This window comes from Thermotoga sp. RQ2, from assembly GCF_000019625.1.
GTDB classification, from domain to species: domain Bacteria; phylum Thermotogota; class Thermotogae; order Thermotogales; family Thermotogaceae; genus Thermotoga; species Thermotoga maritima.
Genome location: NC_010483.1, coordinates 1,700,053 through 1,720,053 on the forward strand (window position 1 = coordinate 1,700,053; position 20,001 = coordinate 1,720,053).

The following is a 20,001-nucleotide window of genomic DNA, read 5'->3' on the forward strand; positions in this document are numbered from 1 at the left end:
CTCCCCTCACAAGAATGATTTTTATAAGTATTTTACAGGCTCACCATAAAACGGTCAAGAAATCCTTTTGAATCTTAATGCAGATTTTTCTGGGGGTTAATGTTTGCCTTTTTCAGTTCTTTCTCTGATTCCGAGAAAATCTTTGCTATTTCTTTCTCAGGCAGTTTTATTCCTTTTCCTGCATATTTACTTTCGACGTACAGCTCGGTCAAACCTCTAAAGTGTCGAAACTTTTTCCCGGATATCAACTCGTACGGAGTGAGATGTTCCTTCCCTGGAAAATATTTCCACCTCAGGAAGAGGTACGCGTCTTCTAACGTGTGTATTTCTTTCCGTTCAGTGCGATGTTCCTTTTTTTCAACATCTTCTTTTTCTTCCTCTCTCGATTCTTCCGTTTCAATTTCTTCGCTCGACGTTTTCAACGTTCTAAGGAAGAGCTTCAAAGTGGTGTGGAAGAACAACAAAGCCACGAAAAGAGAAACAACGGTTAGGATCCATCTTACCAAATTCCATGAAGGATTTCTTTCGATTTCAACGATAGTTACGGAAGCGGAAGGAGTGGACGAAAGCATCTGACCTACTGGTGTGAGTTCTGGAATTCCTACGTCGAGGTTCACGTTCTGAACCACCATGTTTACAAACAACACGAACAGATAAAAACTGACCACAAAAACACCGAGAGCAGCAAGGACATAATGTGACACCTTTAAATTCATTCGAAACTCTTTGAAGAAAACAGCAACGAGTAGCACCACACCTGCCACAGCGACCCAGAAAATGACTTCCCAGAGAAGTTTCATGGCAGAGCTTCCACTCTGGGTGAATTTTTCTATCACGACCACAACGTTCCTCACCATCTGTTGAACTGATACACCACTTTCTGGCTGATGCGTTTCTGGAAGAAGGAATGGAAGTCTGAATTCTGGAACAAAAGCCAGGAGTGGAACCACAGAAGCGTAGAGGAACTTCTTCTCATAAAGGAAAAAGAGGGCCATAGTTCCGGAGGCAAAAAGGAATGAAGATGGATTTTTCTCAAATATCAACGAAAGCACGAAAAAGAAGACCAGCGAATACACTTTTGACCTTTCACTTTCGAAGTCTGAAAATACAAGAAAGAAAGTAACTATGAGAGATGCGAAAATCAAGTCTTTTTCTTTTGAAAGTATCCAGAGGAGGATCCCTGCGATCGGAAGAACGATCAAGTAGGCTCTGGAGATTCTCTTTAATATCGCTGCTACCGCTGAGCCTGAAAGGAGCCACAGAGAGTAGATGTTGATATCTTTCATCAGAACCAGAAGTAAAGCGCTACCAAACAACACATCATGGAACACTTTCTACAACCTCCTGAACGGTCATGTTCTCCCGCACTCCTCTCACGATCACGTGGTTCTCTTCGAGTAGCTTCACCTTTTCCAGAAGATCGAGGAGATCTTTCCTCATGAGGAGATAGCTCCTGAAAGGCTTCGTGTTTGGATCGCGTAAACCGTATGGTATGACAAATACTATCAATTTTGAAACCTGAGACCTCACTCTGAGAAGTAAGGGAAGCTCCTGCTCCGTCAGGTGTACGCAGAAAAGGAGAACAGTATCTGAAGGATCAAATACGACCGTCTCCAGGACACTCTTCGTATCGAAACGAGAATTGTCCGTTCCTCTCACGGTGGCGAGCAGTTCAAAATCCATCACCCAGTCTCGATCGCGATTTTTCCAGATTTCTTCACCTATGACCGTTAATTCCACTGGTGTGTGACGTTCTTTCAGGTCTTTCACCACGCTCGCTACGAACCGCACCGCTTCATCTTCATAGTACCTCCTCAGTTCTTTCCAGACTTCTCCCAGCTGGACATCTTTTGGAAGGTTCAAATCGAGAAAAATCTTCACCCTTCCCAGCGCAGTGTGGTCGTGCTCCTTTACGAGCAACTTTCCATATTTCGCGGAGGCCTTCCAGTGTATTCTGTTCATCGGTTCTCCGTTGTAATCTCTGAGTCCCTTAAGCATCGTGTTGTCGTCGAGAAGCCTCTGGTGACTTTTTCTACCCGGTAGGAGCTCTTTCAGGGCCTCTTTGTAGAATTCGATCGGCACGTACTCGGGAAAAACGATCACCTCGTCCTCTGCGTTGAACTCCTTTTCCACAGAAAAAGTTGCGAACGTGTCTTCGATTTTTATGGAAAATCCCTTCAGGATCTTTCTTCCACGTGTTCCAAACGAGAAAATGAACACCAGCTTTTCCGAAGAAGATGGTCTCAGAGAAATTTCTTCGGTGTCTTTTTTGAAAAACCTTACAGGAGAAAGACTCGGATTGAGTTTCATCGAAATCCGCAAGAGGCCGGAATAGCTGATCTCGTAGATCATCTCTGCTTTTTCATCCACGAAGAGTCTGGTTTTTGTGATGTGTCTTTCTACCTTTATTTTTGGAATGGCTTTCAGAGTCAAGAAGAGATCCAACCACCTCGTCGCGGTAAAGAAAACCATCAGAAGAAAAATGTTGTTCTGTGTGAGGATCCATACTGCAACGGAAAAGATTGTGAGAATCACAAGTGGTTTCTTCCTTACCCTCATTTGACCACCTTCACGCGGTCGAGAATTTCTCTCACTATATCCTCCTTTTTCTCCCTTTTGAGTTTGGACTCCGCAGACTGGATCACTCTGTGGGGTATCACGTACACAGCGGCTCTTTTCACGTCGTCTGGAAGGACAAAATCTCTCCCATCCATGAAAGCGAGAGCCATGGAGAAGTGCATGAGGGCTATACTTCCACGGGGGCTCATGCCCAAAAGAAGCGACGGATGATTTCTTGTGGCACTGGCTATATCGACGATGTATTTCTTCACTTCATCACTCACAAAAACATTCCTCACCTTTTTTTGAAGTTCTGAAAGCTCATCAGGGTTCATGACCGGTTCCAGCTGACTTATGGGATGTTCTTTTTCCTGGGATGTGAGCATCTGAATCTCTGCTTCTTCATCGGGATACCCCATCTTCACGCAGATCATGAAACGGTCGAGCTGAGCTTCCGGGAGGGGGAAGGTCCCTTCGTACTCGATTGGGTTTTGCGTGGCGATCACGAAGAATCTCTCAGAAAGCCTGTGTGTGATTCCATCCACAGTCACCTGACCTTCTGCCATTGCCTCAAGGAGCGCAGATTGTGTTCTCGGCGTTGCCCTGTTTATCTCGTCCGCGAGGAGAACATCGGTGAACACGGGCCCCTTTTTAAAGACAAAGTCTTCTTTCTTTCTATCGTATATGTAAAGACCGGTGAGATCTGTCGGAAGGAGGTCCGGTGTGAACTGAACTCGTCTGAAGTCCACTCCAAGGGATAGCGCAAGGGCTCTTGCAAGCATCGTCTTTCCAACTCCTGGCACATCTTCCATGAGAACATGCCCTTTTGCGAGAAGCGCTGCGACAACAACTTCGATGGCTTCTCTCTTTCCTTTTATCACCTTTTCGATGTTGTTTATCACCCGCTCTATCAACCCAGGATCCCTCCAGAATAGTGTTTGCATACTTCAAAGTATACCAGTTTTTCTATCAAATTCTCAATTTTTAGAATACACGTTGAATTTTAATGCAGAAATTTCACCAGTACTGGTGTATAATTCTTCAGAAGAAAAAATACCCCAGGAGGTGTTGTTGTGAATCTAGAAGACAAGATCTCAAAGATAGGCCGAAACATGAAATCCTCCATCATCAGGGAAATTCTCAAATTCGCCGCGGACAAAGATGCCATTTCTTTCGGAGGGGGGGTACCCGATCCTGAGACTTTTCCGAGGAAAGAACTTGCAGAAATCGCAAAGGAAATCATAGAGAAAGAGTACCATTACACCCTTCAGTACTCCACAACGGAAGGCGATCCCGTTCTTAAACAGCAAATTTTGAAACTTCTGGAGAAGATGTACGGTATCACAGGACTCGACGAAGACAATCTGGTATTCACCGTTGGATCCCAGCAGGCACTGGATCTAATTGGAAAACTCTTCCTCGACGATGAGAGTTACTGCGTCCTCGATGATCCCGCATACCTCGGAGCCATAAACGCGTTCAGACAGTACCTTGCGAACTTCGTGGTGGTCCCGCTCGAAGACGACGGAATGGATCTCAATGTTCTGGAAAGAAAGCTTTCCGAATTCGACAAAAATGGAAAAATAAAACAGGTGAAGTTCATCTACGTTGTTTCGAACTTCCACAACCCAGCGGGAGTCACGACTTCTCTGGAGAAGAGAAAAGCGCTCGTCGAAATCGCAGAAAAGTACGACCTCTTCATAGTAGAAGACGATCCCTACGGTGCTTTGAGGTACGAAGGAGAAACTGTGGATCCCATCTTCAAGATAGGTGGACCAGAAAGGGTGGTTCTTCTCAACACGTTCAGCAAAGTCTTGGCACCGGGTCTCAGAATAGGGATGGTGGCGGGAAGCAAGGAGTTCATCAGAAAGATCGTTCAGGCAAAGCAGTCTGCGGATCTGTGCAGTCCCGCTATCACTCATCGTCTCGCTGCCCGTTATTTGGAGAGGTACGATCTTCTCGAGCAGTTGGAACCCACCATCGAACTCTACAGAAGAAAGAGAACGGTGATGCTCAACGCTCTTGAAGAGTACTTCTCCGACATACCAGGCGTGAAATGGGTGAAATCGGAAGGTGGTCTCTTCATCTGGCTCACCCTTCCCGAGGGTTTCGACACCTGGGAGATGTTCGAGTACGCGAAGAGAAAGAAGGTGTTTTACGTTCCTGGAATGGTTTTCAAAGTATACGACGAGCCGAGTCCCTCTATGAGGCTTTCCTTCTGTCTGCCGCCAGATGAAAAGATCGTTGAAGGGATCAAAAGGCTCAAGGAAGTTGTCCTCGAGTACGGCAAGGAAAAAGGTCTTCTGTGAGGAGTGATAGAATGTTTCTGGAAAAACTGGTTGAGATGGCTCAAGGAAAGGGAAAAAAGCTCGCAGTTGCGGCTGCGAACGATGATCACGTGATAGAAGCTGTCTGCAGGGCTTGGAAAGAGAGAGTGTGCGAGCCCGTTCTGTTCGGACCAAAGGAGGAGATCATCAGGATTATCGAGGAACTCGTCCCTGAATGGAAGACGCCCCAAATCGTAGATTGTCCCCCAGAAGAAGCGGGAAGACTCGCTGTGGAGGCCGTTTCAAAGGGAGAATGCGATTTTCTGATGAAGGGAAAGATAAAGACAGGAGATTTGATGAAGATCTATCTGGACGAAAGGTACGGACTTCGAACGGGAAAAACGATGGCGATGGTGAGCGTGATGGAGATACCCGATTTCCCGAGGCCTCTCATAATCTCCGATCCCGGTATGCTGATAAGCCCCACTCTGGAACAGAAGGTTGACATGATAGAACACTGTGTTCGAGTGGCAAACGTCATGGGTTTAGAAACACCGAAAGTTGCCGTTGTCGGTGCCATAGAAGTCGTGAATCCAAAGATGCCCATCACGATGGAAGCGGCCGTTCTCTCGAAGATGAACCAGAGAGGGCAAATAAAAGGGTGTATCGTCGATGGGCCCTTCGCGCTGGACAACGTTGTGTCGGAAGAAGCGGCGAAAAAGAAAGGGATACAAAGCCCTGTGGCGGGAAAGGCCGACATCTTGATACTGCCAGATATAGAGGCGGCGAACATTCTGTACAAAGCTCTGGTTTTTCTTGCTAAAGCGAAATCCGCATCTATCATTCTTGGTGGGAAAGTCCCTGTAGTTCTCACATCACGTGCAGACTCGGAAGAAACGAAGTTTTATTCCATAGCCCTCTCGGCGGTCTTCGCTTAGAAGACACACTTTTTCAGAACGTCGAGGAGGATCAGGTTGGAGAGGAAGCCATATCTCTCGTAGTTTTTTCTGAACTCTTCTTCCGTTTCCTTTCCACATATGTCAACGATCGTCTTTATGGCGAGGAACTTCTTCTCGTTCTCGTGGCACACTTTTGCCACAGCGGCGGAGTCCATATCGACACAGAGGGCTCCCGTTCTTCTTTTTATCTCCTCGGCTTTCTCCTTCGCTGTCACAAAGGCGTCTCCGCTTGCTATCAGTCCTGTCTTGATTTCTCTGTTTGAATAAGCGATCACCTTGTCTTCGAGATCTTCACTGCCCGAGACGATGATTCCTTCATCACCAAGGGCCGTTTCGAAATCGTACTCGACGTAGGAATCTCCTATCACGACATCCCCAACTTCAACACCTTCCAGACCACCGGCGTTTCCCGTCAAGAAAACAGCATCTATGTTGAACCTGTCCAGAAAAGCCTGAGTAACGAGCGCGGCCTCTACCTTCCCGATGAAACCGTAGCTCACGACCACCTCGTTTCTTCCTACAACTCCCCGCTGGTAGTATCTTTTCAAGAGACGTCCTTTTTCCAGGACTTCCATCTCTTTAAGCATGGGTTCCACTTCTATCTTGAACACACCGAGAACCAGGATCACGTTCCCACCTCCAGATGAGAAAAAGGGGCGCAGTGCCCCTTCACTCTCTCTGTCCAAGATACCTGTCGAGCTGGAAGATCACAGACATCTGACCATTTGCCTTTTCTAAAAGATCGAGGATTTCTCTCACCTGGTCTTCTTCTTCCACCTGCTCGTCAACGAACCATTTGAGGAAACTCACGGTGGCGTGATCTTTCTCTTCCAAAGCGAGTTCCAGGATGTTGTAAATCGACTGGGTGACGAATTCTTCGTGTTTCAGAGCCGCTTCAAAGGCGTCTTTTATTCCGTTCCAATTCGAAGGTGGCTTCTCTATGGCTTCGAGTTCGACCCTTCCTCCTCTTTCGTAGATGTATTCGTAGAACTTCATCGCGTGAGTTAGTTCTTCCTGCGCTTGCTTTTTCATCCAGTGGGCAAAACCCTTGAATCCTTCAGCATCGAAGTAAGTTGCCATCGAAAGATAGAGATAGGAAGAGTAGATCTCCCTGTTCAACTGATCGTTGAGCGCTTTTCTCACTTTTTCTGAGATAACCATCATCTCACCTCCTACTGTACAATTCTACCACTTGCCACAGTTTTGCCACATTTTTCTGGTAAAGTTTGAATAGAGATCCGTTGAAAGGGGAGGTCGTCATGAGGTTTTCTGTCGTGATCTATCTTCTGGTGATTTCATCTTTGCTGTTCTCAGGAAGTTTTCACAAAGAGTTCCCTCTGCAAACCTGGAATTCACAGTATCCAGAATCGGCGTGGGGAGCTGTTTACTCTAAAAACATCGTAACAAAGCTTGTTTCTGATAAAGTTGTGGCAGTGAATGTGTATAAAACAAAGGAAATATCAGCAGATCCCGGAGCAGGTTCTTTTGGAAAGATAGCACACACTTACGTTTATGGTACGGGTTTTCAAGACATCGTGGGTATAACGTATGACACAAGATTGGTTTTGCTTGAAAATAAACTCAAAAATACTCCTGAAAGTGCTGGCAGTACAACACCTGAATTTGAAAATAAGGGCGAAAAGAATTTGGAATCCTACACTGATGGAAATGGAGAAGGTACGATTGGAAATGGAGAAGGTACGATGGTCGTTGACGATTTCAACAACGACGGAAAATACGACCTGTTCTTTTATAACAGCAGTAAGAAAGCAGTTTTTATAAGCGACTTTGTTTCATTTGTAAAGCGAGATGGCGGGAATCTGAAATATTACGATGTTCAAAATCAGGATGAAGACTTCATAACCGACTGGACTGTTTCAGCGATGGTGAGTTTCGACTACAATGGCGACGGATACAAAGACGTGATATACGCAGACAGGGCAGGTAGATTCTGGGTTTGGTACTACGATCCCGAAGAAGAGTCGATAGGAAAGGACGATATCAAGCTTCTCTTTGAAGATAGAGATCTCTTGTCAGGAAGCGATAAAAAGAATAACGCAACTGTCTTCGATATGGGCGATGTGAACAACGATTCCATACCCGATATTGTGGCAGGCTACACTTCTAAGAAACATATTTTTATATACCTTGGAAAAATAGAAAACAACAAACTCACATTCGATCCAGATGAAAAGATTTTCCTGACAAGAGATGACGGTTCCTTAGAGGCCGCAGAAATTGATAAAAGTAACACACAATCGAAATCTCCGAAGGATCTACCGAGTTTTGCACCCGTAATAATAAAGATCACAGACGTTGATCTGGATGGTAACAAAGACATTTTTGTAGCGACTGATGCCTGGAGACAGGTAGCGACTGATGCCCAGGGACAGGATGAAAATTTTGGGGGAAGTGTTTATCTGTTCAAGGGAAAAGAGCCCGAAGCAAACAGGCCGAAATTTGTAAGCCTAGAACTTGTGAAGGGAGAATATAGAAAAAATGGAACGATGTATGATTTCGATGCAGGAACGATCGGTGATCTGAACAACGACGGAATACCGGATCTCGTGATAGCGGATGGTAATCACACAGGTAACTATTATACTATAATAACAAAGATAGAAAACAAGTATAACACCGAGCCGGGTTTCATGATCAGCGATTACATGTACAGAGTTGTTGGAATTCCTCCCAGTGATCTTTCCAACAACTTCATAAAAAAGATAAAGGTTACGGTTCAATTCGATAAATCTCTTGGAGATGGTTACTTCGAGATCAGGTACATCAAGAATGGTATCAAAGATTCCAGGTTCATAGATTACAACAACTATCCTTTGATGCCTGGCATACCTGGAAATGGGAAGAAGGTTTCTGAACTTCCAGATGATGGTTCAGATGTTGGTTCTTTTCAGACCGAAATAGAATTTGAACATCCGGTTCCAAAACCACAGGTGATAATCGTTCTGAAACCCCTGAATGAAGATTCCGCACCACACCTTGTGAAACTCATTTACGAGGTGGAAACAGAACCAGCAAGGGCCGTTATAAAGGAATTCAATTGGTCTAAAGGGGCGGAGGGGATACGGTGAAGCGGAAAGGTTCACTGATCGTTGAAGCCCTCATTTCTCTTGTGATAATAGCGATGGCGGTAGGAGTAGGAATGCTTCCGACTTTCTATATTCTGAAAAAGACGGAAGAGAACGCCGCCCTCATGGATCTTTCAGAGATTCTTCTGAATGAATGCGAAGAAAAAGTTTTTTCCAACGTCTCCAACATAGCTGAGGAGGACAAAGAAATAATCTACAAGGGAAGAAAATATCGAATAGTTGTTACGAAGACGAACGTAGAGGAAGGAGACAAGTACAGGATTGAAAAACGTTCCGATAGACTCTTTGTCAACGATGTAACTTTTGTCACAGTGAAAGTGATTGAAGAAAAGAGCGGCAGATACATCGAAGCACAGGTGGTGCCACAGCAATGGTGAGAAAGGGATTCACGATCTTGGAGCTTTTACTGGTTCTCAGTGTGGTGGCAGTAATATTCTATCTGGGATATTTCAGTTATTACTCGGTTTACAATTACGTCAGAGTTCAAGCTCAACTGAACGCTTCCGTTCAGAATTTGTTCTTTCTCCTTGTGGATGCTAGAAGAGAGGCTGTGGTTAGAGACGTTCCTGTCTGTGTGAAATTCGATGGGAGCACATTTCTCGTGTTTCCAGACGCAGACCTTGATGGAACACCGGATGGGAATACGATCTCATCGTTCACGATCGGTGATTCCGTTGAAGCTTTTTTGAAAGATACAAACAGCGAGAATCATTTTGAAAACTTTGAGTTGTATACCTACGAAGGACTGTTTTTGAAAAAGGAGGACGAGCTTGTGAGTTATCAAAATTTCGAGATAAATTTGTCCGTAAAAGGGTTCTCAAAAACTCTGAGGGTAAAAAATTCTCTTCCAGAAGTTCTGGAGTGATACGGTGTGAGGAGAGGTTTTACATTAGTAGAAATTCTCATCACGATGGTTATCGTGTTGATAGCGATTCAAATCGCAAGCGTAATGGTGTCAAACTACATAAAGTCCTACCAAATAACACGAAGAAATATTGAGAATCTGTATGCCGTAAGTTATGTTTCCTTTCTGTTTGATGTGATAGAAAGCGAGCTGTTAAATGCTGGAAGCGGTGGAGAACTGTTAAAGGAACTCCACAAACCAGATGGATCGAAGTATACCCAGATAACAGATCATTTATGGCTTATAGACTCCATCGATGTGGTGGAATCCGATGAAAAACTTGAATTCTACATTAGCTACGTTACAACCTACAAAAATATCCTCATTCGAAACAGCGATGGCACATATTCCCCGCTTTATCACGGAGAACTCGGAGAATTTGAGTGGGCGATCGTGAAGAATAAGTTCTCACCAACAGCGGAGGGGTATAAAACAAGACTGGTGAAATTGAAGGTTTCAAAAATAGAGGGTTCTGGAAGTTATCCTGGAAGCGTTAGCCCCGAAGATAAATTTGAATTGAAAGAGGTGGCTCTTAACGATCGAGTAATCGACCTGACTGAAAACGATGTCTACGTGTATCCCATAGCGATGAACAAAGTGCCAACAGGATATCAAAGGAAGGTCTTTAGGCAGACAAAAGTGGTTTTTGAAAAGGATGAGGGTAGAGTCTACATAGAAAGGACATTTCCACTCATTGATGAAGCTAACAACAGCTATCGGATAGATATTCTGAACAACGTATCAGACTTCGACATCTTTGCGCTTTATTACGAGAATGGGATGAAAGAACAGAGACTCGTTGCTTTAAAAGATATGCCTTATTTCGATCAAGAATCTATCGTTGCTTTGAAGTTCGTTGTGAAATGGAGATCCCCACAGAAAATGCAGGACAGGGATTTTGAGGTGGAGAAGATTCGTGTTATTTCTCTCGTTCCCAACATGTGAGGTGAGAATGTGAAAAGCGGGATTGTTAACATAGGTGTGGCTATCGTACTCATGCTTTTCGCCACCATCATATCTCTAATGCTTTCCTATGTTTTGAAAGAAGCGGTTTTCATCGAGAACAGAGTCATGGAAAATATCGATAACGTTTATTCTAAAATAATCTACATCTCTGGTGCCAACCTATGGAGAAAATTCCTGACTGACAACGCGGTGCAGTGGGATGAGGTGCACAGCGAACCATCTACTTTCACTCAGGTAAGTTTCGAGTTTGATCTTTCAAGCAATTTTCTTTCTGAGAGATTCGACCGCTATATTCTCGCTTCAACCTCTACTCTTTACATATACGAAGAAGAGATTGTGAATGTGTTCTTCGAGATCATAAGGAACGGCAAAAAGCTTTCGCATGGGACTTCGTTCAGTTTTGGATGGCCTTATGAGTGAGGAGGGATGAACTTGAGTTTGATAGAAAACGTGGTGGCACTTGTTCTGATAGGATTTGTTTTTGCGTTTTTCGTTCTTTTCCTCAACCAAGTTGTTGAAAGATCGATGAGGTACTACGTGGAAATAACGAAAATTTTCCAGATCCAAGAAAAACTGGATGAGATATTTGTAAAAGAGGAATTGCGCGACGACGGCTTCGAAGAAGTCAATTCTACTCTCGTTTTGAGAAAGAACGGTGATTCGGAAACTTTGAACATAACTCTTTACAGATCGAGTGAGAAAAATCCGGTCTTTGTCTTCATGTATGCAAAGTGAGATGGTAAGCATGAAAGGAAGCGCACTTGTTATAACTTTAATGACCATGATTTTAATGACATCGATTCTTCTCGTCACGTTGAGTGTTTATGAGAAAGTGGAAAGAGACTACATCACCGAACTGAAAAAAATCATGGTTTTCAATGTTACACGAAGCACTCTGGAGACAGTTTACGAATACCTCAAAGCCAATCCAGATAAATTGCAGTCGTATCTCGGTGAATTTCAAGCGGAGTTGAAGGAGTTTCCCGGGACAGTAAAGCTTGTGCTCTCTAAAGAAGGAGACGAGTACAAGCTAACCTGCACCTCCGTATTGGATGGGTTCACCGACACTCAAGCGATCGTTTTCAGAAAAAGAAGCGCTCTTTTTTCTTACGCAGTGGTCGCTCTTGGAAATCTGAATCTTTCTAATAATGCAAAAATTCACGGGAATGTTCTGTATAGAGGGGAAAACAAGCTCTCTGTTCCAAACAACTTCGTTCTCGAAGGTAATTTGATCGTCGAGAAGGCCGAACTTGAACTTTCTAACAATGCAACAATAACTGGAAACGTAGAGGTTCAGAACTCGAACCTCACCATGTCTAACAATTCCTGTATTGGAAGTCCTGATAAACCTTCCATTGTGAAGGTAAAAGGGAATGTTGCTTTGAATAACAACCCAATATTGTATGGAGACGTTTATGCGGGTGGAAATGTAGAGAATTCCGGAACAATATCTGGTCAAATTTTTGCAAACCAGGATGACATCACTTTTTCTAATCCTCCCGACTTTCCTCCACCTGAGATTCCAGATGATCTTCCTCCACCAAGCGGAGAACTGGTTCTCGAGGATAGAGAACAAACTCTCACATCAGGCACCCACGGATACAGTGCTGTAAAAGTTCAAAAAGGTGGTAAATTAACTGTCAATACATCGAACGGCGATGTTATTTTGAGAGTAGGAGAGTTATATGTCGATAATAATGGAATAATCGAGGTTAGAGGAAAAGGAAACTTTGTTATCTATGTGGATCAAAAAGTTACCTTTTCAAACAACGCAGAGTTGAAGACACCAGATGGTGGAAAAGTTTTCATCGTATCTGATAAAGATAATGTTGAGATTTCATTCTCCAACAATTCCGTCATGGAAAACCTGTACATTTACGCACCCAGGGCAAAGGTAACTTTCAGTAACAATGCGCGTTTCACAGGATCCGTTGTGGCCCGTGATGTAAGTTTGTCGAACAATGTGGAATTCGTAGAACCCCAATCCGTTCCTATAGAAGTTTCCGAAGGATCCAGTACTGATTTTGAAATCATCAAATGGGGGAAAGACTGATGAAAAGCGGTTATACGCTGGTCGAAATACTTGTTTCCTTCATCGTTTTGATGATTGTTCTGGGGACATTTTTCATCGTTTCGATGTACTCCATAAGAACTCTGAATATCGTGAAAGACTTTAAGAACTCTGAATATCGTGAAAGACTTTGGAGAATATTCCTACCTTTTGAATACGATGAAAAGCAGGATCACAAACCGGCTTCTGTTCGCATCGGATGCCACAGCAGTGGACACTTACCCATCACTGAACAACAATCAGTGTGTTCTGTACAGGGAAGGAAAAACACTGATCCTCGAGTGTTTTGATGGGGGAAAAACATATCTCTTTGATAACATTTCCGATGCAACATTCACCGTGAAAACCTTTTCTGTCAAAGACAAACCAAGAAAGATCGTTGTTTTTCATATCAGTTTTCTAACACCATTTGAGAGCCAAACCAAAGTCAGCTTTTCCGTGCCACTCATGAATTCCCATAGATCTTCAGGGTCAGATTCTGAAGGGCAGTATCTCCTCATAGAGTACTAAAATTTTCAATTTCGAGTCGATATAAAATTATGGAGAAAATCAAACGGAGGGATCCACGATGAGGATCGATCCCACGGATGGGAAAGGAAACGAGGTGCTTCATAGAGAAATAACAAGAAGGGAACTACATGTGAAAGAGAACGGATCAACACCCGTCGCTGAGATGAAAAAACAGCAGGAAGAGGACGTTCAGAGAGCTATAGAAGAATTCTCGAAGAAGCTGGAAAAACTGAGAAAGATCTTCAGAGGAGAAGCCGAATTCAGGTACGACGGCGAATTGAACATGGTGATCGTGAAGATAAAAGACACCGAAACGGGAGAGATCATAAGACAAATCCCTCCTGAGGTGATGGTGAAGATCGCAAAGAGTATAAACGAACTGCTTGGGATTCTCGTAGACGAAAGGGTGTGATAGGTATGGACCTGAGTAAAATAGCGAGCACCATAAATATGAGATATTACTCACAGCTGGGTGGTTTCCAGGTGGGGGGAGCTGTCAGCGGACTCGACACCCAGTCCATCATAAACGCTATTCTCGAAGCAGAAAGCCAGCCGCTTCAGAATCTCACAGAAAAGTACGAAAAGTACGAGCTCATGCAAGAAGCCTACACAGAAGTGAAGACCAAACTCAGAGAGTTCAGAGATCTGGTCTACAGTTTCAAACTCCAGAGTACCGTTGTCCAGAAAACAGCCGTTTCTTCCAGCTCTCTTCTTTCAGCTGAGGCTTCCTCTGTGGCCGTCACGGGTGTATACCATGTGAAGATCGTTCAGACCGCAACTTACACCACGTTGGCTGGAGCGAGTGAAGTTGTTCCACCTCCCGATTCAACGAAGACGTTTGGGGAACTCGATTACATGTACACACCTCAGGAAGGAACTGTAAGACTGTACAACAACGAAACGGGAAACTACGTGGAAGTCCAGGTTCTCTCCACAGATACCATAGACGATATTGTCAATAAGTTGAACACCGCTCTTTCCTCTGCTGGAATAACGGGAAGCGTCAGCTACGATACCAGCACCGGCAAAATCAGCATCACTTCCGATAAGAATTTCTCGCTCGTTGACATCACAGGAAACTTCACGAAGGTATTTCATCTGGATGAAGCCAGTCTGAACTACAGTGGAGGAAATTATTCTTTCACCAGCACCGCCTCTGTGAGCGGGCTTTCCACAGCGAAAACTCTTCAGCAGATTGCTACGTACACTTCAAAGACCATAATAAGCGGAAAGGTGAAGATAAACGGTGTGGAGATAGATGTGGATCAGAACGACACGTTGTCTTCTCTTATAGAGAAGATAAACGACAGCGAAGCCGGGGTTACCGCCAGTTATGATTACCATGCGAACAGAGTTGTGATCATTTCAAAGACCTCTGGTCCCGAGGCCATCACCCTGGAAGACACATACGGGACGGGTTTGTTCTCGCTTCTTGGAATAGAAAATCACAGTCTCTACGTGGGTCAGAAGGCTCATCTTCAGATCAGTATGGACGGCACGAACTGGGCGGATGTGTATTCAGACACGAATGACGTGGAGTACAACGGTGTCACTTTCCACATCTCTGGAATGACATCCGAGACGATCACCGTTGATGTGAGAGTCGACACGGATGCGATAGTTGAAAAGATAAAAGAATTCGTGGATAAATGGAACGAAACGATGGATTATCTGAACGAAAAGCTCACAGAAGAGCCGATAACCGATAAATCCGAAGAAGAGATGACAGAAGAAGAGAAGATGAAAGGGGTTCTGAAAGGAGACGATCTGTTAGAAGAGATCTTCTCCCGTCTCAGAGGATTCATCACGTATAAAGTTGAAGGAGACATAAACTACCTCTGGGAACTTGGGATCAGCACAGGAGACATAGGAACCGGATACGAGAACATGATGAAGGGTCATCTCGAAGTGGATGAGGAGAAACTGAGGCAGATAGTGGAAGAGGATCCAGACAAGGTGTGGGAATTCTTCGGTGGGGAGAACGGTTTTGCCACACAGCTCGACGATTATCTATGGGAACTGGTGAAATTCAACGGCAGGATCGATCAGGTCGCGGGAATAAGCGGTCGAATAGAAAGAGAACAGAGATTCCTCGCCACACAGATAGCGAGCTGGATCGAAAGGCTCTCCAAGAGAGAACAGGAACTCTGGAGGAAGTTTTCGGCCATGGAGGAAGTGATCTCTCAGCTTCAGTCCCAGGGAAGCTGGATCTCTCAAGCGTTGCAGGGCAGTAACAACAAGTGATTACCCTTTCATGCCACTTCTCACAAGACTTTTCACAAACAGGTTCTGAAGAGCGAGAAACATCACAACGGTTGGCGCTAGAGCAACCACGGTACCCGCCATTATTACACCCCAGTTGTTGGCTGATTCAGCCTGCATGAGCATCTTCACTCCTACCTGGACCGTTTTCATTTTGTCTTCCATACTCACTATCAAAGGCCAGAGATACATGTTCCAGGCATAGACGAAGTTTATTATAGAGGCACCTGCCAGCATATGTTTTGAGAGGGGGATCAGCACTTTCCAGAAAAATTGCATGTAACTCGCTCCGTCTATGAGTGCAGCATCTTGGAGTTCTCTTGGAATTGTGAGAAAATGCTGTCTCATGAGAAAGGTGTTTGTTGCGCTTGCCATGAAAGGAATTGTCAGAGCCCAGTAAGTATTGACCCAGCCGAAAGTTTTCATGATCAAAAACAGAGGGAGAATCATAACGGTTTCTGCGGGAAGGAATAGGGTAGCAAACAAAGCTGCGAACATGACCTTTTTACCCTTGAAATTGAAATGAGAAAAAGCGAAACCTGCGAGCGCTCCGGTGGCAAGTTTTCCAAGTGTTATCAGTGATGCAACAATCAAGCTGTTCAAAAAAAGTCTTGCCAGCGGAACATATTTGAAAGCTTCTACATAATTCTTCCAGTAAAAACTCGTTGGAAAAAACTTCGGAGGGTATGAAAATACAGCCTCAGGTTTTTGAAAACTTATGGTTATCGCAAGAAACAATGGCAGAGCCATTATGAAAGTCACCATTACAAGAATTATTTCGTAGAGGATTGTGATGGATCTTTTTCTCCTCACGTTCTCTCCCCCATCATTGATAGTGGACCCTTTTTTCACCGAATTTGAAATAGAAGATCGTAACGATCGCCATTATCAGAAAGAGAATTACACTCTGTGCCGCTGCTGGTCCTATTTTCTGGAAGGCGAAGGCGTCGAGATACAATCTGTATATCAATGTGGTCGTGTAGTTTCCCGGTCCACCTTTTGTGGTGACATCGATGATAGCAAAGGAGGAAAACATAAAACTTACAAGGTTCATAATAACAAGATAGAAAGTGATCGGTGAAAGAAGCGGAAAGACGATTTTCCAGGTTCTAGCCCAGGAATTGGCTCCTTCTACAAGAGAGGCCTCTATCAATTCCTGAGGAATATCCTGAAGACCTGCAAGATAAAAGATAATATCGAAAGGAAGTGTTTTCCAGACAGTAGCTATTATAACTGCTATGAGTGCGTACGGCTTTGTGGTAAGCCACTCCACCTGCAGTCCAAAAAGTTTAGAAAGAATGTAGTTGACATGTCCTACAACAGGGTTAAGCAGAAAAGACCAGAGAACACCTGCTATCGCTGGAGAAATAGCATAAGGAGTGAAAATCAATGCCCTGAAAATTCTGTTCCCAGGGAGGTTCATATTCAGAAGCAGGGCTATAAAGAATGCAAGAAATATGGTCAGAAAGAGAGAGGCAAGAACGTAAACAACTGTCACTTTTATGGCGTTTAAGTACTCTGGACTTTGGAACAACCTCTGAAAGTTTCTAAGACCAACAAACACCATTCTGTTTCCAAACGGAGTAATTCTGTAAAAACTCAACCTCAAAGAATAAACAGCAGGCCAGTAAATAAAAAGAGTAATGATCACAAAAGTTGGAAGAAGGAGCAAGTACGGGAGAACTCTTTTCAATTTAATCCCCCCAGAAAAATGATAAGGAGTGAGGGGGAACACCCCTCACTCATAGAGTTCATTGTATTCTCTGATGGCCCTTGTAGCTTCTTTTTCAGCCCAGGCGAGAGCTTCTTCGGGCGTCATTTCTCCATTAATCATTTTTTCAATAGCGGTTTCTATTATGTCTCTCACCTCTGGGAACGGTCCTATAACAGCTCCTCTGGTGTTCGGTGTTTGAACCGACAGCAGAAGCTGCAAAAGCGCAGTGAGATGATGAGGATATTCAGAGTAGTAACCCTGGTAGAGAAGTGTCTCTACTGCGTCTTTTCTTACCGGGAAGTAGCCTGTTCCAAGGTGCCAGCGTATCTGTTGTTCTGGCTCCGCCATCCATTTTACGAACTCCCAGGCCGCTTTTATCTCCTCTTCTGGATGGCCTCCTATGATCCACAAGCTTCCACCACCTATTGGTGTTCCTCCAAGCTCAACTCCCTCTGGTTTCGGAAGGAATGCTGTTCCGAGCTCGAATCCGTTTTCCTTGGCAGCGTCCATCATCAGTTTCACGTCAGAGGTAGAGGTGATAAGCATGGCAACTTTTTGAGAAATAAAGAGCTGTCTTGCTCCTGTCCAGTCTTCTTTTGTTGTGTTGATCATAAGACCCTCTTTCGTAAGTGTATTCCAGAGTTTGAGGAACCTGAGCGCCGCTTTGTGGTTGAAAACTGCCTTTGTTGCTCTTCCCGCTCTTCCATTTTCGTTGTCAACTAAAGGAGCATTCTGAAGAGCTACGAACTGTTCGAAGAACCAGCTGTGGAGTGGCCAAGTGATGCCAGCACGAACGATATTTCCTTTTTCATCTTTAACCGTGAGTTTTCTGCAGTATTCTATTAACTCATTGAATGTCCTGGGAGGTTTGTTTGGATCGAGACCCACTTCTTTGAAGAGGGTTTTGTTGTAGTAGAGAATCGGATTTGAAGAGTTGAACGGCATCGAGTAGAGTTTCCCCTTCACTCTGTAGTAGTCCAGAACCTGTGGAAGGAATTTTCCAACATCGAAGGAGGGATCTTTCTCGATCAAATCACCAATTGGGACGGCTATACCACTGTCAATCATGAACTGAGTGCCAATTTCGTATATCTGAACAACGTGTGGAGGGGTTCCTCCCTGTACAGCTGCTACGAGTTTGTTCAGAGTATCTCTGTAGCTTCCGGTGTACTGAACTTCTACTTCAATGTCTGGATGGGTCTTCATGAAGTCCTCCGCCATGTTTTGAAGAAGTTCGATCCTCCATCCTCCCATGGCGTGCCAGAACTGAATCTTGACCTTCGCTAAACTGATAACTACGAGAAGAATCATCAGAAGAACAAAAAACTTCTTCATAACATATCCCCCCTTTGAATAGGATTGATTTTGAAAAAACAAAAAGCAACCCATCCAGGGTTGCTTCTCTAGTTCTCCCCCCGTGCCTTAGTATTTTACAACGCAGAGATTGCCATGTCAATAATATGTTTCTTCGTAGAGAAACACAAAAAATACTCTATCTGTGATATAATGATAGTAAAATAACTCTAAAAAAATTTCAAATTATTTTAAATAGACGGGAGAGGGGATTATGAGTATTTTCGTGAAAACCTTTGGCGGGACAAGAGTTATCAAGAACAATGATATCGTGAACGCAAGAGACTGGCCATCGCAAAAAGCGTTTGCCCTGTTCAGGTATCTCATTTTCAGAAGGAACGAAGAAGTGTCCGTCGAAGAGATCTACAACCTCTTTTGGGAAGACATGGACGACACATTCGCGAAATCAAATCTGAACACCACACTCCATATTATAAGGAGAACCACCGGAATAACGAGCGAAGAACTCTTTGTGAAAGGAGATCTCTGCTGTTTCTTCCCGGGAGACAAAATCACCATAGACGCAGATATTTTCGAAGAGTGCCACAGAAATCTGATGAAAGCCACATCGGATATTGAACATGAAAAACTTCTTAAGAGGATGTTCGAGATTTATGCAGGACCGTTTCTAATCGAAGACATTTTCGCAGAATGGGTGCAGGAAATCAGAGAAATCTACGAATCGTGGTACTCAGATGTTTTAAAAGAGCTCTTCAAATTGTATCTGGCAAAAAAAGATTACGACGCCGCCCTCGAGATGGTAAACGCTTATTTTCAGAGAGAGCCTTACGACGAGGATATGTACTACAAAGCAATAGAGGTCCTTCTGAAAAAGGGTGATATCACAAGGGCAAAACGCGTATACGACAAGCTCTCGAGTCATCTTATGGAGATAGGGATCAAACCTCGATTGAAATTCGATGATTTTCTCTCCAAAAGAGGCTCAGAATTCATGCTGAACGGTAACAAGGCAGTGGTGGTTGATGAAAAGCTTTTTGAAAGTTTCCTCTTTCTGGAGAGTCGAAGGAGAGAAAAGTCTTTTGTCCTCGTCGAGGTGAAACTGATGAATAAGAGTATCAGCACTGAAGATGTCTCCCAAAGGGTAGCATCTCATCTTCGAAAGGGAGACGTGATGACCTTCTCAGGTGAAACTATCCGAATTCTCTTCCACTGTCCCGAACAGCGTCGTCCAACAATGGAAAAACGTGTAGCAGACGTCCTCGAGAAAGTTGGAGTGAAGAAAGGTCAGTACGAAATTTCCTGAAAACACAGATCAAAAAATAGCGCCGCTGTCTCGCATTTGAAGCAGCGACGCTCAAAGAAATGTGG

21 protein-coding genes are annotated in these 20,001 nt (G+C 44.1%); 13 read left to right on the top strand and 8 right to left on the bottom strand.

The window, feature by feature from the left end; translation table 11 throughout:
* Positions 1 to 74 precede the first annotated feature (74 nt).
* Genes TRQ2_RS08660 through TRQ2_RS08670 form a run of 3 tightly spaced genes read right to left on the bottom strand, consistent with a single transcriptional unit; the run spans position 75 to position 3,473 of the window.
* Positions 75 to 1,331 (bottom strand): hypothetical protein, encoded by a 1,257-nt coding sequence (locus TRQ2_RS08660; RefSeq protein ID WP_012311262.1) that lies wholly within the window; start codon positions 1,329 to 1,331, stop codon positions 75 to 77.
* Positions 1,321 to 2,559: a DUF58 domain-containing protein gene (locus TRQ2_RS08665; protein WP_012311263.1), complete on the bottom strand. Its 1,239-nt coding sequence runs from the start codon at positions 2,557 to 2,559 to the stop codon at positions 1,321 to 1,323. Before TRQ2_RS08665 ends, TRQ2_RS08660 begins: the two co-directional genes overlap by 11 nt.
* A complete protein-coding gene (locus TRQ2_RS08670; RefSeq protein ID WP_012311264.1) occupies positions 2,556 to 3,473 on the bottom strand; it encodes a MoxR family ATPase in 918 nt (305 codons plus the stop codon). The genes TRQ2_RS08665 and TRQ2_RS08670 overlap by 4 nt, the downstream gene beginning before the upstream one ends.
* Before the next feature lie 159 nt (positions 3,474 to 3,632).
* Between TRQ2_RS08670 and TRQ2_RS08675 the strand changes: the two genes are divergently transcribed.
* Complete coding sequence (locus TRQ2_RS08675; protein ID WP_012311265.1) at positions 3,633 to 4,868, top strand: PLP-dependent aminotransferase family protein; 1,236 nt, start codon at positions 3,633 to 3,635, stop codon at positions 4,866 to 4,868.
* Between the two features lie 11 nt (positions 4,869 to 4,879).
* Positions 4,880 to 5,764 carry a phosphate acetyltransferase gene (locus TRQ2_RS08680; RefSeq protein WP_012311266.1) on the top strand — a complete coding sequence of 295 codons (885 nt, stop codon included), beginning with the start codon at positions 4,880 to 4,882 and terminating at the stop codon, positions 5,762 to 5,764.
* Here the strand turns inward: TRQ2_RS08680 and mtnN are convergent.
* A complete protein-coding gene (mtnN, locus tag TRQ2_RS08685; protein WP_012311267.1) occupies positions 5,761 to 6,414 on the bottom strand; it encodes a 5'-methylthioadenosine/S-adenosylhomocysteine nucleosidase in 654 nt (217 codons plus the stop codon). The genes TRQ2_RS08680 and mtnN overlap by 4 nt on opposite strands.
* A gap of 40 nt (positions 6,415 to 6,454) precedes the next feature.
* On the bottom strand, positions 6,455 to 6,946 hold the full coding sequence (locus TRQ2_RS08690) for a ferritin (RefSeq protein ID WP_012311268.1): 492 nt from the start codon (positions 6,944 to 6,946) through the stop codon (positions 6,455 to 6,457).
* 98 nt (positions 6,947 to 7,044) lie between these two features.
* Here TRQ2_RS08690 and TRQ2_RS08695 point away from each other — a divergent pair, with 98 nt between their 5' ends.
* From TRQ2_RS08695 to fliD, 10 genes are all read left to right on the top strand, one after another.
* Complete coding sequence (locus TRQ2_RS08695; RefSeq protein WP_012311269.1) at positions 7,045 to 8,874, top strand: VCBS repeat-containing protein; 1,830 nt, start codon at positions 7,045 to 7,047, stop codon at positions 8,872 to 8,874.
* Positions 8,871 to 9,269 carry a hypothetical protein gene (locus TRQ2_RS08700; RefSeq protein ID WP_012311270.1) on the top strand — a complete coding sequence of 133 codons (399 nt, stop codon included), beginning with the start codon at positions 8,871 to 8,873 and terminating at the stop codon, positions 9,267 to 9,269. Before TRQ2_RS08695 ends, TRQ2_RS08700 begins: the two co-directional genes overlap by 4 nt.
* Positions 9,263 to 9,757: a prepilin-type N-terminal cleavage/methylation domain-containing protein gene (locus tag TRQ2_RS08705; protein WP_012311271.1), complete on the top strand. Its 495-nt coding sequence runs from the start codon at positions 9,263 to 9,265 to the stop codon at positions 9,755 to 9,757. Before TRQ2_RS08700 ends, TRQ2_RS08705 begins: the two co-directional genes overlap by 7 nt.
* Before the next feature lie 6 nt (positions 9,758 to 9,763).
* Positions 9,764 to 10,741 (top strand): PilW family protein, encoded by a 978-nt coding sequence (locus TRQ2_RS08710; RefSeq protein ID WP_012311272.1) that lies wholly within the window; start codon positions 9,764 to 9,766, stop codon positions 10,739 to 10,741.
* 9 nt (positions 10,742 to 10,750) lie between these two features.
* Complete coding sequence (locus TRQ2_RS08715; protein WP_012311273.1) at positions 10,751 to 11,182, top strand: hypothetical protein; 432 nt, start codon at positions 10,751 to 10,753, stop codon at positions 11,180 to 11,182.
* A 6-nt stretch (positions 11,183 to 11,188) separates the two neighbouring features.
* Positions 11,189 to 11,497: a hypothetical protein gene (locus tag TRQ2_RS08720; RefSeq protein WP_238514445.1), complete on the top strand. Its 309-nt coding sequence runs from the start codon at positions 11,189 to 11,191 to the stop codon at positions 11,495 to 11,497.
* Between the two features lie 235 nt (positions 11,498 to 11,732).
* Positions 11,733 to 12,815, top strand: coding sequence for a hypothetical protein (locus tag TRQ2_RS08725; RefSeq protein WP_238514446.1), 1,083 nt, complete (start codon positions 11,733 to 11,735; stop codon positions 12,813 to 12,815).
* A complete protein-coding gene (locus tag TRQ2_RS09975; protein ID WP_238514447.1) occupies positions 12,815 to 13,123 on the top strand; it encodes a type II secretion system protein in 309 nt (102 codons plus the stop codon). Before TRQ2_RS08725 ends, TRQ2_RS09975 begins: the two co-directional genes overlap by 1 nt.
* A 278-nt stretch (positions 13,124 to 13,401) precedes the next feature.
* Positions 13,402 to 13,755 (top strand): flagellar protein FlaG, encoded by a 354-nt coding sequence (locus tag TRQ2_RS08735; protein ID WP_012311276.1) that lies wholly within the window; start codon positions 13,402 to 13,404, stop codon positions 13,753 to 13,755.
* A gap of 5 nt (positions 13,756 to 13,760) precedes the next feature.
* Positions 13,761 to 15,587: a flagellar filament capping protein FliD gene (fliD, locus tag TRQ2_RS08740; protein ID WP_041434371.1), complete on the top strand. Its 1,827-nt coding sequence runs from the start codon at positions 13,761 to 13,763 to the stop codon at positions 15,585 to 15,587.
* Here fliD and TRQ2_RS08745 read toward each other — a convergent pair whose 3' ends face one another.
* The 3 genes from TRQ2_RS08745 to TRQ2_RS08755 are packed head-to-tail and all read right to left on the bottom strand — an operon-like array spanning position 15,588 to position 18,654.
* Positions 15,588 to 16,418: a carbohydrate ABC transporter permease gene (locus TRQ2_RS08745; protein ID WP_012311278.1), complete on the bottom strand. Its 831-nt coding sequence runs from the start codon at positions 16,416 to 16,418 to the stop codon at positions 15,588 to 15,590.
* A gap of 13 nt (positions 16,419 to 16,431) precedes the next feature.
* Positions 16,432 to 17,298: a carbohydrate ABC transporter permease gene (locus tag TRQ2_RS08750; RefSeq protein WP_012311279.1), complete on the bottom strand. Its 867-nt coding sequence runs from the start codon at positions 17,296 to 17,298 to the stop codon at positions 16,432 to 16,434.
* 45 nt (positions 17,299 to 17,343) lie between these two features.
* Positions 17,344 to 18,654 (bottom strand): ABC transporter substrate-binding protein, encoded by a 1,311-nt coding sequence (locus TRQ2_RS08755; protein ID WP_012311280.1) that lies wholly within the window; start codon positions 18,652 to 18,654, stop codon positions 17,344 to 17,346.
* Between the two features lie 232 nt (positions 18,655 to 18,886).
* Between TRQ2_RS08755 and TRQ2_RS08760 the strand changes: the two genes are divergently transcribed.
* The gene (locus TRQ2_RS08760; RefSeq protein WP_012311281.1) at positions 18,887 to 19,936 is read left to right on the top strand and encodes a BTAD domain-containing putative transcriptional regulator; all 1,050 of its coding nucleotides are present in this window, start codon (positions 18,887 to 18,889) and stop codon (positions 19,934 to 19,936) included.
* The last annotated feature ends 65 nt before the right edge of the window (positions 19,937 to 20,001 follow it).

What these genes read in the sequence shown, in the direction of transcription:
- TRQ2_RS08665 (WP_012311263.1), bottom strand. Translation starts at nt 2,559, where the DNA reads ATGAGGGTAAGGAAGAAACCACTTGTGATTCTCACAATCTTTTCCGTT.
- TRQ2_RS08680 (WP_012311266.1), top strand. Translation starts at nt 4,880, where the DNA reads ATGTTTCTGGAAAAACTGGTTGAGATGGCTCAAGGAAAGGGAAAAAAG.
- TRQ2_RS08690 (WP_012311268.1), bottom strand. Translation starts at nt 6,946, where the DNA reads ATGGTTATCTCAGAAAAAGTGAGAAAAGCGCTCAACGATCAGTTGAAC.
- TRQ2_RS08695 (WP_012311269.1), top strand. Translation starts at nt 7,045, where the DNA reads ATGAGGTTTTCTGTCGTGATCTATCTTCTGGTGATTTCATCTTTGCTG.
- TRQ2_RS08705 (WP_012311271.1), top strand. Translation starts at nt 9,263, where the DNA reads ATGGTGAGAAAGGGATTCACGATCTTGGAGCTTTTACTGGTTCTCAGT.
- TRQ2_RS08720 (WP_238514445.1), top strand. Translation starts at nt 11,189, where the DNA reads ATGAACTTGAGTTTGATAGAAAACGTGGTGGCACTTGTTCTGATAGGA.
- TRQ2_RS09975 (WP_238514447.1), top strand. Translation starts at nt 12,815, where the DNA reads ATGAAAAGCGGTTATACGCTGGTCGAAATACTTGTTTCCTTCATCGTT.
- TRQ2_RS08735 (WP_012311276.1), top strand. Translation starts at nt 13,402, where the DNA reads ATGAGGATCGATCCCACGGATGGGAAAGGAAACGAGGTGCTTCATAGA.
- fliD (WP_041434371.1), top strand. Translation starts at nt 13,761, where the DNA reads ATGGACCTGAGTAAAATAGCGAGCACCATAAATATGAGATATTACTCA.
- TRQ2_RS08755 (WP_012311280.1), bottom strand. Translation starts at nt 18,654, where the DNA reads ATGAAGAAGTTTTTTGTTCTTCTGATGATTCTTCTCGTAGTTATCAGT.
- TRQ2_RS08760 (WP_012311281.1), top strand. Translation starts at nt 18,887, where the DNA reads ATGAGTATTTTCGTGAAAACCTTTGGCGGGACAAGAGTTATCAAGAAC.